This is a genomic window from Calditrichia bacterium, from assembly GCA_020634975.1.
In the GTDB taxonomy this organism is placed as follows: Bacteria; Calditrichota; Calditrichia; order RBG-13-44-9; family J075; genus JACKAQ01.
This window is the reverse complement of sequence record JACKAQ010000001.1, coordinates 3054774-3068663: the sequence shown is the minus strand read 5'-3', so window position 1 is coordinate 3068663 and position 13890 is coordinate 3054774. Positions and strand designations below refer to the sequence as shown.

General features: G+C 41.4%; 14 protein-coding genes. All 14 read right to left on the bottom strand.

From position 1 onward, the window contains the following. Positions 1-855 (bottom strand): ATP phosphoribosyltransferase, encoded by an 855-nt coding sequence (locus H6629_12435; GenBank protein MCB9068600.1) that lies wholly within the window; start codon positions 853-855, stop codon positions 1-3. A gap of 309 nt (positions 856-1164) precedes the next feature. Continuing rightward, positions 1165-2064 carry a PAS domain S-box protein gene (locus H6629_12430; protein MCB9068599.1) on the bottom strand — a complete coding sequence of 300 codons (900 nt, stop codon included), beginning with the start codon at positions 2062-2064 and terminating at the stop codon, positions 1165-1167. Position 2065: 1 nt separating this feature from the next. Further along, on the bottom strand, positions 2066-2212 hold the full coding sequence (locus tag H6629_12425) for a hypothetical protein (protein ID MCB9068598.1): 147 nt from the start codon (positions 2210-2212) through the stop codon (positions 2066-2068). Between the two features lie 207 nt (positions 2213-2419). Continuing rightward, positions 2420-3967 carry a circadian clock protein KaiC gene (gene kaiC / locus H6629_12420; GenBank protein ID MCB9068597.1) on the bottom strand — a complete coding sequence of 516 codons (1548 nt, stop codon included), beginning with the start codon at positions 3965-3967 and terminating at the stop codon, positions 2420-2422. A gap of 53 nt (positions 3968-4020) precedes the next feature. Further along, positions 4021-4149: a hypothetical protein gene (locus tag H6629_12415; protein MCB9068596.1), complete on the bottom strand. Its 129-nt coding sequence runs from the start codon at positions 4147-4149 to the stop codon at positions 4021-4023. A 104-nt stretch (positions 4150-4253) separates the two neighbouring features. Beyond that, positions 4254-4454, bottom strand: a complete 201-nt coding sequence (locus tag H6629_12410) for a hypothetical protein (GenBank protein ID MCB9068595.1) — start codon at positions 4452-4454, stop codon at positions 4254-4256. 266 nt (positions 4455-4720) lie between these two features. Continuing rightward, complete coding sequence (locus tag H6629_12405; protein ID MCB9068594.1) at positions 4721-5041, bottom strand: hypothetical protein; 321 nt, start codon at positions 5039-5041, stop codon at positions 4721-4723. 256 nt (positions 5042-5297) lie between these two features. Beyond that, positions 5298-5615, bottom strand: coding sequence for a circadian clock protein KaiB (locus H6629_12400; protein ID MCB9068593.1), 318 nt, complete (start codon positions 5613-5615; stop codon positions 5298-5300). A gap of 22 nt (positions 5616-5637) precedes the next feature. Then, positions 5638-6465: a response regulator gene (locus H6629_12395; GenBank protein ID MCB9068592.1), complete on the bottom strand. Its 828-nt coding sequence runs from the start codon at positions 6463-6465 to the stop codon at positions 5638-5640. Between the two features lie 152 nt (positions 6466-6617). Next, complete coding sequence (locus H6629_12390; protein MCB9068591.1) at positions 6618-6914, bottom strand: circadian clock protein KaiB; 297 nt, start codon at positions 6912-6914, stop codon at positions 6618-6620. Between the two features lie 448 nt (positions 6915-7362). Continuing rightward, a complete protein-coding gene (locus tag H6629_12385) occupies positions 7363-8451 on the bottom strand; it encodes a response regulator (GenBank protein MCB9068590.1) in 1089 nt (362 codons plus the stop codon). A gap of 479 nt (positions 8452-8930) precedes the next feature. After that, entirely contained in the window at positions 8931-10754 is a 1824-nt protein-coding gene (locus tag H6629_12380; GenBank protein ID MCB9068589.1) for a PAS domain S-box protein, read from the bottom strand. A 250-nt stretch (positions 10755-11004) separates the two neighbouring features. Beyond that, complete coding sequence (locus H6629_12375) at positions 11005-12315, bottom strand: nucleotide sugar dehydrogenase (protein MCB9068588.1); 1311 nt, start codon at positions 12313-12315, stop codon at positions 11005-11007. A 246-nt stretch (positions 12316-12561) separates the two neighbouring features. After that, positions 12562-13866, bottom strand: coding sequence for a UDP-glucose/GDP-mannose dehydrogenase family protein (locus tag H6629_12370; protein MCB9068587.1), 1305 nt, complete (start codon positions 13864-13866; stop codon positions 12562-12564). Positions 13867-13890: the final 24 nt, after the last annotated feature.

Below are 13890 nucleotides of genomic sequence, written 5' to 3'. Positions count from 1 at the left end.
TCACACCACCACTTTTCGGAAATCATATTCCAGAATATCCGTTGCGCCCATTTGCTTTAGCAACGGGATCAATTTCGTCGCTTCCTGCTTTTTGACGGCGGCTTTTACGGCAAATCCTTTTTCCTGATACAGCGGCGAAACCGTTGGTAAACGCATGCACGGCAACACTTTAATAATCGCATCCAGATATTCGGGCACCACATTCATTTCCAGCATCACCCGGCTGCGCGCATCGAGGATCGAGCGGAAAAGCATGAGAATTTTCTCGATTTTTTCGCGCTTCCAGGGATCGTTCATCACATTTTTATTGGCGATAAAACGGGTGGATGAACGCATAATTTCCGCGATAATTGCCAGATTGTGCTGCTGTAATGTGCGTCCGGTGGCAGTGTTGTCCACAATCATATCGGCATCATCCGGCGGAAAAACCTCTGTTGCGCCGTGCGTTCGCAAATACACATAATCGAATCCCTCTTTATCCAGATAATTTCGGGCGATGGTTTCGTATTCGGATGCCACCACAATTTTCCGTTTTTTCAGCGAATCGACGGATAAATGTTCCGGTATCGCCGCAACAATTTTCACCGGATCGAAATCCAGATCCAGTAATTCCTGCACTTCCGCACCGGTTTCAAAAACCCAATCCAGCCCAGTAAACCCCACATCGTGTTTGCCCAGTTGCAGCAACAGCGGGATGTTCTGCGGCTTCATAATTTTCACTTCGATCTCCGGATCGTTCACCACGGGGCGATATGCCCGCTGGTCATGTGTCAACTTGATCCCGGATTCGTTCAGCAACTGAACAACACTTTCAAAAATTCGCCCTTTGGGGATAACTACCCTTAAAATTTGCATTTAAAGCTCCTCAATTATTGTATTTTTAACTGGTTTCCGTAAAACAAAAAACCCGCTCACCTTTCGGCAGCGGGTTTTTTTATCTCGATTTCGATAATTTTCGAACGTTACGCAGACATGGCAAATCCACCACCGAAAGTATGATTCCGGAAATGATGGTGAAAATGATGTACCACAAATGCATTCATATTTTTCTCTAATTTGACCGGAAAAAGTTAATCAAATTTGCCGTTGATGCAAATGAATTTTTGGCAAAACATCTTGTTTTTTGCAACACAACAGCTACTGGTTTTGAATTTGCAGCGTAATTTATTTTGATTCCGGGGTTACCCATTTATTGATTTTTTTTTCGGGAACAGCCAAATCTGCTTTTTCTTTGGACGATGCCTCAAGATCCAGAATCTCCGAATTTAAATACGGTTTGGTTTCCACTGTGTTGATATTCTGTAATTGGCGAACCAGTTTTGTGGTGCGCTGCAAATTTATTTTGCACACATTCAACCGCTCAGACGATCCGTTTTCCATCACATAAAGTTCCAGTGCATGTCCGATAATCTGCAACGGCTGGGCAAATTCATGGGCAATCGCACCAGATAAAAACCGGATTTTTTCCAGCAAATCCTTCTCTTTTGTAATGGCTTCGATCTCTTTTCGGTGCGTAACATCCCGCAATGTAACCAGAAACGCGGGTTGCTTTTCCCACTCGATATGCGTCACCTGAATCTCGACATTCATCTCTTTTTGTTCGTCATCCAACAGGCTCAGTTCAGAAAGATTGTTGGTTGTGACCGGAATACCTAAAATTTCGCCGGTCAACTTTTCTGCGCTCGTGTGAAAAAATTTTTCGGCGGTGGGATTTGCGTATAAAATCGTGCCTTGTTTATCTAACACCAGCACGCCATCACCGCTTTGTTGAATAATTTTTTGGAATTGCAGTTCGCTTTTTTTCCATAAACCCTTCAACCGGTGGCGTTCCAGCGCATGTAAAATTGTTTTGAATACGAGTTCCGCGTTCAGGTTTTTTTTATTGAGATATGATTCGATCCCACTTTGGATGGCGCGAATTTCCAGTTGCTCATCTTCGATGCCGGTTAACAGCACGATGGGAATATCCGTCTGGGTGCGAATCAGGTCGCGAATGGTTTCCCAACCGATCGAATCCGGCAGTGTGAGGTCAGATACGATAATATCGTAATTTTCCTCTGCCATTTTATCCAAAGCAGATTTCAGTATCGAAGGCGGTAATTGTAAATTGGTAAAACCGGCTATTTTTGAGCATCAGGCGAAAGAGTTTTTCGTCGGCAGGATTATCCTCCACCAGAAGCACATGAATCTGTTTTAAAGAATTTACGCTCATGTTAATACCATTGTTTTTTCCACAAACAATAGCCAATTAAAATTGATATAGATACGTATAATTTTTGAGGATGAGTCTTCTAACTCAGGAGCTTAAATTCATTAATAACAGTGGTTTCAATCGCAGTAACAAGTAAAGTTGATATTTCCCATAGCGGATAAAACCGCTATGGAAATATCATCAAATAAATCGCAGGAGTTCGTATTGTTAATCCTCATCCTTGGGCTTATTTTCTATAGTGTCGCTATCATCAAACATATTTTTCATTCGTTCAATATCAGTCGGACGTTCGACATAAGTTGGCCGTCCGGCGATAATCCCGACAACATCACGGAACGGTTTTCCAATATGCATACCCTGATGATCGATAGCAAATTCTTTTACGCTTTTATCGTGCATTGAGCCTCGCATTTTCAGAACAGTGATTCCCCGGCGCATTTCGCCAAACGCTTCAACATAACGCAGCATAATAATCAAATCTGTAATGGTTGAAATATGCCCTTCCGTAATTGATGGGCCACCCATCAGCGTTGGGGTTGTTGATGTTAAAAACCCGGTGATTTCACGTTCTTTCAGGAAACAGGTTAATCCGATAACAAACTCCCGGAAACCTTTTATTGACGCGACACGTTCGAGTGCGGAAAGACTGTCTACGGCTACGCGCGTTGGCTTAAACTTGTCAATTTTTTCCTGCATTCGAAGCAAATGACCTTCAATACTGGCTGTCTCAGGATAGATGGCTTCGACTTGCAGCAGTCCTTTTTTCTCCATTTTTTCGAGATCAAGCCCCCAGCCGATGGCGTTCCGAAGCAATTGTTCGCGGCTTTCTTCGTAGGCAAACAGCAAACACCGTTCGTTATTCGTAGTGCCGCCATAAATAAAATGGCTGGACATCAACGTTTTTCCGGTGCCCGTTGCGCCAGATGCCAGAATTACGGAATCCCGGAAAATACCGCCGCCACACATTTTGTCCAGTTCCGGAACACCGGATGTAATTCGTTTGTTCGAAGATTTTTGTTCCAATTGAATGGCAGACAACGGTATGGCGATAATTCCCTTTTCATTAATGGTAAAAGGGCATTCGCCGGTGTGGTGTTGCGTACCGCGTAATTTTAAAATTTCTACCGTTCGGCGGCGCTTTTCATCTTCCAGCACGTTTCGCAAAATAACAACGTTATCGGTAACAAATTCTTCAACGCCATATCGCCCGATCTCGCCGTATTCGTCGGTTCTCTCCGCTGTGATAATCGCTGTTACATTCATCTTTTTTAACGCATTGACCAAACGAAATATTTCTTTCCGGACGATGGCTTTATCTTCATAGCGATTAAATATTGCACCCAACGAATCCATGGATACACGTTTGGCTTTCACTTTCGATACCGAATATTCTATCCGGGCAATTAGTGCGCCAAAATCATAATTACCGGAGATGACTACTTCATCGCCAACTTGCGGCGATGCGTCGATAAATTTCCATTTTCCTTCGTCTTCCCATTGCCGAATATTCCATTTGAATCCGGCCATGTTTTTGTAAATATCATCCGGTGCTTCTTCAAATGTAATAAAAACACCATTTTCATCCGCTTTGGTTATACCCTCGGCTAAAAACTGGACAGCAAACAAGGTTTTGGCGCTTCCTGCAGTCCCGGAAACCAGTGTTGTGCGGTTGGTGGGCAACCCGCCCATCGCAATATGATCAAAACCCTCAATATTCGTTTTCGTTTTCGTTACCTGATACTTAAGAACACCCATCAACGCTTCTCCTTACCGTGGCATAGATTAATACTATATTTGTCAATACCATATTAGATGTCAATACCCAGCAATTCTATTAAGCGATCCCAATTACCGAGATCACCAACCAGCCGTTTTACGGGTCCGGGCTTATGGATAACCAAAGTTGGCGTAGCAAGAATTTTCTCTGTTTCTGCCAACTCGGGATTTTCTCAGTGACATCCGTTAATTTTTTTCCATAAGATTTTGATTCATTATAGACTCAGATGTCGGGCTTCTTCCACCAGGAAGTTAGCATTTTGATTTAATTTTGAATTTTAGAATACGTAGCTGGCTGAACACGTTTGATAGAGACTTTTTCATTATATTGGTTATGACAATAAATTGTTTTTGAGTTATAGGTAATCAACCCGGCAAGGATCTGAATCATCAGACCGTGATAGCTTCTGGAGATGAGATGATAAACTTTGAGATGTTGTTTCCACCATTTAAAGAAATCTTCCATGCGCCATCTCAGGCGGTAAATTTCAGCAACTTGCTTCCTGCCGACAGATCATAGCGATTGGTGGCGATCCAATATATTTGCCTTTGAAAGGTAGCCAATGAGTCGAATCGGTCGTTCTGTTTGGTTTAGATATTCAGATCCCAGCAATACATTTGCATCAAAAAAACAATGCTGTCAGATTGGGGTTGGTTATTGTTAATAATGACTTTACGCGTATTATTTAATGCGACAGACAAACTGTTTGCCCTCGGTTTGCCAGCGATCAATCAAAAATGATGATGCTGGTAATAGCGATCCATAACCGCTGTTTGTCCTGGTTGAAGAATTGAGTCCACAAAGGGGCGTTCATCGGTTTTGCCATTGGTCAAAAAGATCTTGCTGGGGATAGCGCGATTGACATCAAACCCCAAATGCACCTTGGCTTTTTTGGCACCATCCCGATAGTCAGCCCAGGTCATAGATAAAACCGCATCAATTAAAGAGCCGTCAATGGCCACCAGATCGCCCAGTTCTTCTTTAAAATCTTTGGGAATCATGTGACTGGCTTGTTGCTGCAGCGCCTGATAAACCGATAGGAACTGTTTCAATCCCCGGTTATTGTCCGGCGAAGAAAGTGCTATTCTTCATTCATCAGGCGGCGCAATCTCACTTCGGGCAAACGCGTCTTCTTTGCAAATTTTAAGCAGATGCCGCCCGGAAGTATGTTCTTGCAGATGAAAAAGATGAGATTTCAACATATGCTCAAAAAGTAACTTCCAATGGTTTATTCCGCGAGATTTAAAGGGTGATACCGTCATTAAAATTGCTTGCAACGGCTTTAACAATTCAGCAAACGATGGCGTATCATCGCCGTGAATTCGGATAAAAATGTTTGGGCATGTCAATACCCAGCAATTCTATTAAGCGATCCCAATTACCGAGATCACCAACCAGCCGTTTTACGGGTCCGGGCTTATGGATAACCAAAGTTGGCGTAGCAAGAATTTTCTCTGTTTCTGCCAACTCGGGATTTTCTAAAACATCAACGATCTCCATAAGATAATCATCTTTGAGATATAGCTCACACATTTGTTTCAGGTTATAAAGTGAATTTTGAGAATTTACTGATAACCCAAGAATATACAGTGTGAAGTGGTATTTAATTTGTTTTTGGTTATCCATAGACCTTTGCGGTTACAATCGTTTATTGTTCGGAATTATCAATGCTTGCGAAAGCATAATTCCTATAATATTGGACTAAATATCCCATCAATTCAAGCACTAACAAGCGACCTTCCTCAAAATAAGCAGTACATTTTTTTGGCGGGACAGATTCGCATTTTTCTCGTAAAGCTGCATAATGAATGCTAATAACATCTTTCGGTCCCTGTCGCAATTTTCCTAAATCTTTGCTCATTTCCATCAAATCGGCAGAGATTTTGGTATCTTTTTTGAAAACACGGTTATCTAATGCAATATCCAGAAAGCCGCAATATTGTTTTACAAAATAATCAAAAATTTTGGGGTCTGCATCTTTTAGTTGTTTTACGCCAAAAATATTTGCCGTAACACTGGTTGTGGCGCTTTGTTTTAGCTGCTCCAGAAACCGGATATCCTTTTCCCGGGCTTCAATTTCCTCTTTCATTACTTTAAACCGCTGAATTGCATACCGTATCGAGCGATCCAGCACAAAGGGTTCTACAACACTTTTGGGCAAATAATCCTGTGCGCCTTTGTCCAGAGCTTCCAACCCAAGCTCTTCATCATTCACTCCGGTCAAAATGATCACAGGAACATCAATTTTTGAAGTTAACGCTTTTTCAACATTCTCCAAAGAATTATTGTCCGGCAAAAAAAGATCCAGCAGTACGACATCATAATGACCGTTTGACAACAAACCGACACCTGATGAAATGTTCGTAACATGTTCGACTTCATAGTCAATGTTTTGGCTTGCGTTCAGTTGTTGAATGAGGAGATCCGCATCTTCCAAATCATCTTCAATCAATAATACTTTTATTGCATTGTTCATAGGAAATTGTTGCCATCTGTAAAAACGATTTTTTGAACATTCATTCCGGAAAAATTACGGAAACACAATACCGTTTAGTCCGTTTTACAGCGCTAGGTAGATAATAAACACACCCAAGAACCACCTATACAGTTTGATATATTTTAAGAAAACTAACTGCCTTGTTCACTGCCAGAATCGAAAAGTTCCATTCCCAAACCGAATAAAACTTGTTTGGAATTTGCTAAATCACCTATGATTTTTCTATATGGCGGGGGTAAATTTTTGGTCAGCGCGGGGGTTTCCAATATCCCTGCACTTTCTGCTAACTCGGGAAATTCCGTTACATCTACAAGCTCAAGCTCGTACTCATCCGGAGAATTCTCACGAATGATTTTTTCGAGATTCTTTATCGCTTTCAGGCTTTTGATGTTTTTGCCATTGACATAGAGCTTTAGAATGTATTTCATGGGAACTCCGTTTTTCCCGAATCTACAATAATAATAAATACTTTGCAAGCGTAATTAAGTATCACCGTTTTCGATATTAGCTTACAGCTGCAGGCATAAAATTTGACACCTTTTTTAAAAAAAATTAGCTGAAAAATAAACATTTATTCGAGATTTAACAGTACGAATAACACAAATTAGCAATATCAAATTACCAAAAATTGCGGTTAGGCAATTACTTAACTCGCAAACAGGAAAAGACGCCGACAGCCTGTTTCTAAAAAACAAAAACGCTCATGCTGAACACGGTTTCAATTCATTTTTGGGCAGAGAATTCAAACATTCAATCCCTGAATTTACCGTAACCGGCATGAGCGAAATATGAAATTTTTGGTGAATTATACGTTCAACCAGAAATTACATCATTGCACTATAATTTTCAGTTTACCATATTCCATTATTATTGAGATTATGATTCGATTTTTTCCTCTATTTTTTTCTCCGTTGGATAAAATTTGGCAAACCCGTTCTCTTTTAATCGATTGGTATTTACTGCGCTGGATGCAGCAATATCCAAAATTTTTGAATTGAGATACGGACGAGTCTCCAGACTTACAATATTCTGAATCTGGTGTACGAGGTCACCAGCTCGTTTTAAATTCTTTTTACAAATATCCAACCGCTTGGATGAACCGCTTTCCATCATATACAATTCCAGCGCATGCCCAATAATTTGCAACGGCTGGGCAAATTCGTGAGCGATTGCCCCGGCAAGGTAGCGTACATTTTCCAACATTTCTTTTTCTTTGGTCAATCGTTCAACTTCTTTTCGTTGGGTTATGTCGCGTAATGTAGCCAGATAAGCTTGTTTTTCTTCCCACTCAATCATGGTAATCTGCACTTCTACGGAAATTTCCTTAAATTCCTTATCCAAAAGACTCAAAACAGTCAGATTTTCTTTGGAAACCGGAATGCCCAAATGTGTGCCGATCAGTTTTTCACAGGATACTTTAAACATTTTTTCAGCCGTTGGATTCGCAAAAATAACAACGCCACTTTCATCCAGCACCACTACGCCATCACCATTTTGATTGATGATTTTCCGCAACCGGTTTTCACTCTGCACCAGTTTTTTACGCAGCGTATGCCGCTCGATGCAGTGAATAATGGTTCGCACGGCAATTTCCGGGCTAAGGTTATCTTTGTCAAGATAGGCTTCAACCCCATTTTGGATTGCTTTTAGCTCCAATCCTTCATCAAATGTACCGGTTAATAAAATGATGGGAGCTGATGATTGGGAATGGATTAAGTTGGCTACCGTTTCCCATCCGCTGGAATCCGGCAGATTCATATCAGAAATAATGACATCAAATGTGTTTTCTGAAATTGACTTTCGAGCATCGGAAAACGTTCGTGCTGAAACCACTTCAAAATCATAGATATCAATTTGAGAACGGCTCAGCATTAACCGGAATAGCTGGTCATCTGTTTCATCATCCTCTATATAAAATATTTTTATGACTTTCGTGGTTAGGTCGTTTTTGTCAATGCTTTCCATAGCGTTTACCCTTTTGATTGATTTGATAACAGTAGTTATCCATGAAATCGAACAGTAGTATTTATTAAATCCATCAAAACTCATCATGAGCTTTAATATTCGATTGTGACAATTTTTAAAACGGGGAATACTTAAATTGCGACAATATAAAGCATAAATCCAAAAAACATAAAAATAATAATCGCATTTATGAACGCTGACTTTAGGAAAATATTCATTTTGGTGGGAGTAAAAATAAAATCGTTAAATCACCGAATGCTGGTTTCGGCAAAATGCATTTTCTATTATTTGAACGACAAACGTAATTAACGCTAAGCCATTGTTAATCATACAGTTAGAAAACAGAACAGATTTTGCAAAACATTTCGGTATAGCTCAAAAATACAGCAAAAATCCGTTCACAATTCGGGAACAAACTGTCTCAATATCTTGTTTTTTTGAAAAATTTGGCGGGGAATGGATGCAGATAAATTAGTATTTCAGGAATTTGCGTTGGTTAGGTGAGGTAACCGGACAAAAAATGTAGATCCTTCGGTAACGGTGGATTCCAGCCAGATTTCTCCGCCGTGCCGTTCGACAATTTTTTTGCAATTTGATAACCCAATGCCCGTGCCGGAATATTTATTGGATGGATGTAATCGGCGAAATGTTTTGAAAATATCACCAAAATATTCTTTTTCGATGCCGATGCCGTTATCTTTCACCCAAAAAACATAACTGTTTTCATCCTGATATACACCAATTTCAATCTCCGGCAGCCGTTCATTATATTTTATTGCATTGCTAATGAGATTTTGGAAAAGCAACGAGAGCATTTGCTTATTGCCGTGAACTGTGGGCAAATTCTGGGTTTTTATTTTACCGCCAACGAGTTCGATCTGCTTATCCAGCACCAGTATTGCATCTTTTATCAACCAATTCATATCGATTTCGCGCATGTTTAATTCGCGATGGGATATTCGGGAATATTTTAACAATTCCTGAATCATGGTTTGCATTTGTTTGGCGCCAGTGTAAATTTTTTGGATAAAATCCTTGGCTTCATCATCCAACTTATCTTTGTAATCCATCTCCAGCAATTGCGCGAAAGATGCGATCCGGCGTAGGGGTGCCTGCAAATCATGCGAGATACTTTGCCCAAACTCTGCCAATTCTTTATTGGATGCTTTCAGATCGTTTTCTAATTGCTTTTGTTTGGTGATTAACGCAGAACTACCGACAATCCGGAAAATTCGCCCGTCAACCTCTTTGAGCGGCGTTAAAGTGGTTAACCACCAGCTTTCCTGACCGTCAAAATTGCGTTGCTCTTCGTATTGGATATTCTCGCCGGAATCCACACAGTTGGCATACCTGCTTTTGATTAGGTCAATCATTTCATACGAAAAGCGCGGGTGTAGTTCATCCGGTTTGCGCCCTTTGATCCATTCGGTTGTTAATCCGGTCAGGCGTTCATAAACCGGGTTTAATTCCCGGTAATAAAATTCACCGTCAACAGCAACATCAACAACAAACAACGCCATTTCGATGCCTGTAAAAATGCTTCGGAGAAATTCTTTCTGCTCCTGAATTTTCTGGATTTCAACTTTGTGTTTAGTGATGTCTTCGATGGACCCGATGATTTCGATCGGTTTATCTTTTTTGTCATACCGGAAACCGGAAATGCGGTTGCTCACCCAAATCATTTTGCCATCGATCCGGAGCATTCGGTTTTCAAATTCAACAATTTTCCCTTTTTCACCATTCGCCAGAATATCCATATGCATTAATACTTTTTCGAGGTCATCCGGATGCACTAATGTTTCCAGAAGCTTGTCACCCATCGCATATAATTCCCGGAGAGCGTATCCGGTAAACGATACCATTTCTCGGCTGATGTATTCGTATTTATGGTTAGGGAGATTGAAAATAAAAATATTGGCTGGCGATAAATTATCTTTTTGATCTTTGATATTTTGTGGCTCGATGCGAACACCGACAACATCAAATTTTTGAATGTCGCTGTCATAACAGATTGTCCACATAAACAGAAAAGGCTTTTCGCTGTTTTTGATCGATCCGAGGATGGTGGTTTCGGTTTTCCGTTTGTGCCTTAAATCTTCGAGGGAATTGTAGATAATATGCTGATCGACATCAACAAACACATCAGAAAAGCGGGTTTCCAGCAGCTCTGTCTCCGAAAATCCAAGCTGCTTTTTCCAGGCGTTGTTAACTTTGACAAAGCTGCCCCCTTCGTCCAGAAGGGCGAACAAATCGTTAGTATATTTCCAGAAATGATCTTTAAAAGATTGGGCTGTTATTTCCATAGCACTTCGGCGGATTAAAATGTTGTTCCATATATTATCACCAGAATCTATGACAGCAAACAGTTCCGTTTTAAACAAAACTGCACATTATATCGACAAAACTATCCGGGGGCAATCGGACAACATTCGTAACAGAATATCGGGAAAGATATTGAAAATAGCGCTAAAAGCAAGCAATATTTTTTTGGCAATAAAAAAGGCGTTGCGAAATTCCGCAACGCCTAAAAGTTAAGCTGAAAAATACCCGCGTTTACGCTTTGTAAATTTTTTCGCGATTTTCGACCACTTTTTTGGTGGCATTACGGGTGTCGATAACAACTTTAGAATGTTTAACGATCATATCCCAATCATAAACCGAGTGATCGGTGGAGATTAAAACTGCATCGTATTCACGGAGCACTTCGGGCGTCATTTCAACGCTTTTGTGTTCGTAGTTATAATGGCGCATCGGATACAGTTCGTCAATCAGTGGATCGTTGTAATCTACCAACGCACCTTTATCGCTCAAAATTTCAATCAATTTGAGGGTTGGTGATTCGCGTAAATCGTCAATATCTTTTTTGTATGCCATTCCCAAAATCAATACTTTGGAATTTTTGAGGCTTTTTTCCTGATCGTTCAGCGCATCCGCTACTTTATTGACGACGTAGAACGGCATTTCCGTGTTCACTTCGCCGGCCAGTTCGATGAATTTGGTGCTGATATCATATTGACGCGCTTTCCAGGTCAGATAAAACGGATCGATTGGGATGCAGTGTCCACCCAATCCCGGACCGGGATAGAACGGCATGTAACCGAAGGGCTTGGTAGAAGCTGCTTCAATCACTTCCCAAACATCGATGCCCATACGGTCGAGAATCACTTTCATTTCGTTGACCATCGCGATGTTTACGCTGCGGAAAATGTTTTCCAGCAATTTAGTGGCTTCGGCAGCCTGGCTGGAGCTAACGGCAACTGTTTTTACAATGACTTTGTTATACAATTCGATTGCCAATTCCAAAGATTCCGGTGAATTTGCACCGACAACTTTAGGAATTGTGCGGGTGGAATAATTGGCGTTGTTCGGGTCTTCCCGTTCCGGCGAGAACGCGAGGAAAAAGTCTTCGTGTCCTTTCAATCCGGATTCTTCCAGAATTGATTTCATCACTTCTTCTGTCGTTCCCGGATATGTGGAGCTTTCCAAAACAATCAACTGTCCTTTTCGCAGATATTTGCTGATCGTTTCGGATGTTTTGGTGATATAGGAAATATCCGGTTCGCGGTGTTTGTTGAGCGGGGTTGGCACGCAAACCAAAATACAATCGACATCGCTCAGCTCGCTGAAATCGGTTGTTGCGCGGAACAAATTTTTGTCCAGGCAATTTTTGATCCGGTCAGACGGAATGTGTTTAATATATGAGACACCTTTGTTCAGTTTGTCAACTTTTGCCTGATCGATATCGAAACCGACAGTGTTGAATTTTTCCTGAACAAATTCCAAAACCAGCGGCAAACCAACGTAGCCTAATCCCACAACGCCGATCCGCGCTTCATGATCTTTAATTTTTTGCAGCAAACTCATTGATTGCTCACTCCCTGAAGTTAATTAATTTTAGATGATATTTTGAATATCAAAATTTACCGAATCGCCAAAGCTTGTTATTGGCACAGCATTATGCAGAGAATTATCGCCCAATTTAGATGCAGATATGAGATATTTTTTGATATTTCGCAAAGATACTCGTTTTATTGTGTTAAAAAACAAAACGAGACGACCGGATACGCCAATCGTCTCGATAAAATATTGCCATAACTGCGGAATTTACGATTAGCGTCTGCCGATGCCATAATAGGCAAAGCCGATCTCACGCATTTTTTGGGGATTATAAACATTTCGTCCGTCAAAAATTACCGGCGTGCGCATCATTGATTTCATTTGTTTAAAATCGGGTTCGCGATAATTCAGCCATTCCGTTACCAGCACCAGACCATCTGCATCGTGCAGGGTATCAAAATTATCGTCGCATAAGGTTGCATATTCCGTAACACCCATATGTTTCGCTTCTTCCATTGCCACAGGATCGTGTGCTGCAATGGTTGCACCGGCACTGTGCAATGCTTTCATGATTTCGATGGAAGGAGCTTCGCGCATGTCATCGGTTTTGGGTTTAAAACTGAGTCCCCAAATCGCGAATTTTTTGCCGTTGATATCGCCGCCAAAGTGATCTTTTATTTTGGGAATCAACACACTTTTTTGCGCCTGGTTCACATCTTCTACGGCTTGCAGCAGTTTCATATCAAAATTATAATCTTTTGCGGTGCGGATAATGGCTTTCACATCTTTCGGGAAGCATGAGCCACCGTAACCAACACCGGGGAAAATAAAGGAATAACCGATCCGTTTATCCGAACCGATGCCTTTTCGAACCATTTCTACATCTGCACCAATGCAATCGCAGAGGTTGGCAATTTCATTCATGAATGAAATTTTGGTTGCCAAAATGGAGTTTGCGGCGTATTTGGTTACTTCTGCGCTGCGCTCATCCATTATAATGATGGGGTTTCCGGTGCGCACAAACGGCGAATACAGCTCTTTCATTACTTCTGCTACTTCGTTGGAGCTGGTGCCGATAATGACGCGATCGGGATACATAAAATCGTCTATCGCCGCGCCTTCTTTCAAAAATTCAGGATTGGACACCACGTTGAATGGCAAATCCGTGTGTTTGCGAACGGCATCAGCAACTTTGTCCGCAGTTCCCACCGGAACGGTGCTTTTGTTAACCACAATTTTATGTGCATTCATGTGCTCACCAATGGATTTGGCAACAGCTAGCACATAAGACAAATCCGCTGAGCCGTCCTCTCCGGGAGGGGTTCCCACAGCGATAAAAATGACATCCGATTTTTGTACCGCCGCCTGCATATCTGTGGTAAACGTTAACCGGCCGTTGCTCTGGTTCCGCTTTACCAGCAGGTCCAGTCCCGGTTCGTAAATCGGGATCACACCGCTTTTCAACTTGCCGATCTTGTTTTCATCTTTATCCATGCAAATAACGTTGTTACCGCTTTCTGCAAAGCATGCGCCGGCAACCAATCCCACATATCCGGTTCCAATGATTGTTAACTTCATAAATGGCTCCTCTTCCGTAAAACA

Coding starts and splice junctions, on each gene's coding strand:
- H6629_12370 (MCB9068587.1), bottom strand. CDS start 13,866: ATGAAGTTAACAATCATTGGAACCGGATATGTGGGATTGGTTGCCGGC.
- H6629_12425 (MCB9068598.1), bottom strand. CDS start 2,212: ATGAGCGTAAATTCTTTAAAACAGATTCATGTGCTTCTGGTGGAGGAT.
- H6629_12385 (MCB9068590.1), bottom strand. CDS start 8,451: ATGGAAAGCATTGACAAAAACGACCTAACCACGAAAGTCATAAAAATA.
- H6629_12410 (MCB9068595.1), bottom strand. CDS start 4,454: ATGGAAGATTTCTTTAAATGGTGGAAACAACATCTCAAAGTTTATCAT.
- H6629_12390 (MCB9068591.1), bottom strand. CDS start 6,914: ATGAAATACATTCTAAAGCTCTATGTCAATGGCAAAAACATCAAAAGC.
- H6629_12395 (MCB9068592.1), bottom strand. CDS start 6,465: ATGAACAATGCAATAAAAGTATTATTGATTGAAGATGATTTGGAAGAT.
- H6629_12400 (MCB9068593.1), bottom strand. CDS start 5,615: ATGGATAACCAAAAACAAATTAAATACCACTTCACACTGTATATTCTT.
- H6629_12375 (MCB9068588.1), bottom strand. CDS start 12,315: ATGAGTTTGCTGCAAAAAATTAAAGATCATGAAGCGCGGATCGGCGTT.
- H6629_12380 (MCB9068589.1), bottom strand. CDS start 10,754: ATGGAAATAACAGCCCAATCTTTTAAAGATCATTTCTGGAAATATACT.
- H6629_12435 (MCB9068600.1), bottom strand. CDS start 855: ATGCAAATTTTAAGGGTAGTTATCCCCAAAGGGCGAATTTTTGAAAGT.
- H6629_12430 (MCB9068599.1), bottom strand. CDS start 2,064: ATGGCAGAGGAAAATTACGATATTATCGTATCTGACCTCACACTGCCG.
- kaiC (MCB9068597.1), bottom strand. CDS start 3,967: ATGGGTGTTCTTAAGTATCAGGTAACGAAAACGAAAACGAATATTGAG.